Raw genomic sequence first — 3,007 nt, forward strand, 5'->3', positions numbered from 1 at the left:
GCGCCAGTCTTGAGCGCGCTCGTCTCGCCGCCCAGCTTGACTGGAACTTTGTCTTTGCCGCCCACCATAACGGTGATAAAGCGCTGCTTCGCGAGGTGCTGACCCGCTGGCGCACGCTGAGCCGCCGGGATGCCATTATCGCCGTGCAGGCGATCGTCGCCGAGGATCGCGCAGCAGCGCGGGATCTCGCGCAGCAGGTTGAGGTCTGGGGCGTCGAGCTGGAAAACGGCCAGCGGGTGACCGTTGGCAGCGAGGCTCAGGGGATCGCCTTTGCCCGCCAGGCGGGCAGCGCCCCGACGCGCATCGCCCGCCGTGAATCCTCCCTGCTGGCCGGTACCGCCGATGAGGTCAAAGCGCAGCTGGACGCCCTGCACGCGGAGTGGGGAATTGACGAATTCATCATCGATACGCCAGTCGCCGAAGGTGAGGCGCGGCTCAACTCGCTGCGCCTGCTGGCTCAGGCCCATCAGGGCGCGGAGGTGCTGCCATGAGCTTTGCTGAACAGCTGATCCGCTGGCGGCGCGAGCTGCACCAGTACCCGGAGCTCTCTCTGCAGGAGGTGGCCACCACCGCGCGCATCCGCGACTGGCTGCAAAGCGGCGGCCTGCGCCTGCTGCCCTACGAGCTGAAAACCGGCCTGGTGGTTGAGGTAGGCAGCGGCGAAAAGCTCATAGCCCTGCGGGCGGATATTGACGCGCTGCCGATCGAAGAAGCGACCGGGCTGGCCTATCGCTCGCAAAACGAAGGCGTGATGCACGCCTGCGGCCACGACATCCATACCAGCGTGATGCTGGGGGCCGCGCTGCTGCTCAAAGAGCGCGAAGCGCAGCTTCCGGGCCGGGTGCGGATCCTGTTCCAGCCGGCGGAAGAGAGCTTTGGCGGCGCCAAAACGCTGATCCGCGCCGGCGCTCTGGAAGGAGTGACGGCCATTTTCGGCATGCACAACGAGCCGGGGCTGCCGGTAGGAGAGTTCGCCACCCGCGGCGGCGCCTTTTATGCCAACGTCGATCGCTTCGTCTTTAAGGTCACCGGCAAAGGCGCTCACGCCGCGCGCCCGCACGAGGGCAAAGACGCCATCCTGCTTGCCAGCCAGCTGGTCACCCTGCTGCAGAGCGTTGCCAGCCGGGAGGTTAATACCCTCGACTCGGTGGTGCTGAGCGTGACGCGGATCCAGGGCGGCAACACCTGGAACGTTCTGCCGGAGAGCGTGGAGCTGGAAGGGACGCTGCGCACCCACAGCAGCGAAGTGCAGCAGCGGGTGAAGGCGCGGGTAAGCGAAATTGCCGCCGGTTTTGCCAGCGCCTTCGGCGCGCAGATCGATGTTTTTTGGTACTCCGGGCCAACGGCGCTGGTGAACGATGAGCGCTGGGCGGCGTTTGCCAGCGAGGTCGCCGACGACGTCGGCTACCGTACCCATCACGCGGACCTGCACATGGGCGGGGAAGATTTTGCCGTCTACCTGCAGCATATTCCCGGCGCCTTTGTCAGCATCGGCAGCGCCAGCGAATTCGGTCTCCACCATCCCGGATTTAATCCGGATGAGAGTTTAATTGCCCCGGCGGCGCGCTATTTTGCGACCCTGGCGGAACGGGCTTTACAGCAAATTTAAATTTTAATTACCGGCAAGGGAAGGGTGAACTATGTCTGAAAAACGACAGCTGCGTCTTGGCACCATATTACACGGCGCCTCGGGAAATATGTCCGCCTGGCGTCACCCGTTAGCGCAGGCGGATGCCAGCATTAATTTTGAGTTTGTTAAGCAAACGGCGTTAAAAGCGGAAGAGGGTAAGCTTGACTTTATATTCGTCGCCGACGGCCTGTATATTAATGAGAAATCCATCCCGCACTTTTTAAACCGCTTTGAGCCGCTGACGGTGCTCTCCACGCTGGCGGCGGTGACCCGCAATCTCGGCCTGGTGGGCACGCTATCCACCTCCTACAGTGAGCCCTTTACCACCGCACGCCAGTTCGCCAGCCTCGACCATCTCAGCCAGGGCCGGGCGGGCTGGAACGTCGTCACCTCCCCGCTGGAGGGCTCGGCAAAAAACTTCTCCCGCGCTCAGCATCCCGACCATGCGCTGCGCTATCGCATCGCGGATGAATATCTAAAGGTGGTTAAAGGGCTGTGGGATTCATGGGAAGAGGACGCCTTCGTGCGCAATAAGGCCAGCGGCCAGTTCTTTGATAAAAATAAGCTGCATGCCCTCGATCATCATGGCGACTTTTTTAAGGTTGCCGGTCCGCTGAATATTGCCCGCACGCCGCAGGGGCGCCCCATTATATTTCAGGCAGGCGCTTCTGATGATGGTAAAAAGCTGGCGGCAAGCTATGCTGACGCCATTTTTACCCATCAGGACTCTCTTGAGGAGGCGCAGGCGTTTTATCGCGATGTTAAAGGCCAGCTCGCGGCGTACGGTCGCCAGGAAGACGAACTGCATATTTTCCAGGGCGTCAGCGTCATCGTGGGCGACAGCGCCGAAGACGTGGAGCAGCAGTATCAGACCACCGCCGCGCTGGTATCGGTTGAGGATGCCCTGAACTACCTCGGACGCTATTTCGAACATCACGACTTTGCGCAGTACCCGCTTGATGCGCCGTTCCCGGACATCGGCGATCTCGGACAAAACAGCTTCCGCAGCACCACGGATGAGATCAAGCGCAGCGCCCGCGAGCGCGGCCTGACCCTGCGCCAGGTGGCGCTGGAAGCCGCCAGCCCGCGTCCGCGCTTTTCCGGAACGCCGCAGCAGGTCGCCGACGGTTTGCAGCAGTGGTTTGAACAGCGGGCCGCCGACGGTTTTATTATCCAGGGCGGCACGCCGGACGCCTTCCCGCGCTTTGTTGACCAGGTGGTGCCCATTCTGCAGCAGCGGGAGCTGTTCCGCGCGGAGTATCCCGGCACCACCCTGCGTGCAAGCTTAGGGCTGGCCGAGCCGGTCAATCAATTCCAACAACAATAATAAGAGAACACCCGCTATGCACAAAAAGTCACTTATTCTCGCGCTCGCCC

The 3,007-nt window shown here is 62.0% G+C and carries 2 protein-coding genes and 1 pseudogene; all 3 read left to right on the plus strand.

From position 1 onward, the window contains the following. The coding region (locus PFH44_RS26330) for an LLM class oxidoreductase (RefSeq protein WP_463671581.1) at positions 1-491 on the plus strand (491 nt) is incomplete at its 5' end. After that, the gene (locus PFH44_RS26335) at positions 488-1,609 is read left to right on the plus strand and encodes a M20 peptidase aminoacylase family protein (protein ID WP_045855257.1); all 1,122 of its coding nucleotides are present in this window, start codon (positions 488-490) and stop codon (positions 1,607-1,609) included. The genes PFH44_RS26330 and PFH44_RS26335, both read left to right, overlap by 4 nt. Before the next feature lie 31 nt (positions 1,610-1,640). Beyond that, positions 1,641-3,007, plus strand: a pseudogene (locus tag PFH44_RS26340) (LLM class flavin-dependent oxidoreductase); the annotation flags it as partial.

The organism is Klebsiella sp. Ech2A (genome assembly GCF_030078455.1).
Taxonomy (GTDB): domain Bacteria; phylum Pseudomonadota; class Gammaproteobacteria; order Enterobacterales; family Enterobacteriaceae; genus Klebsiella; species Klebsiella terrigena.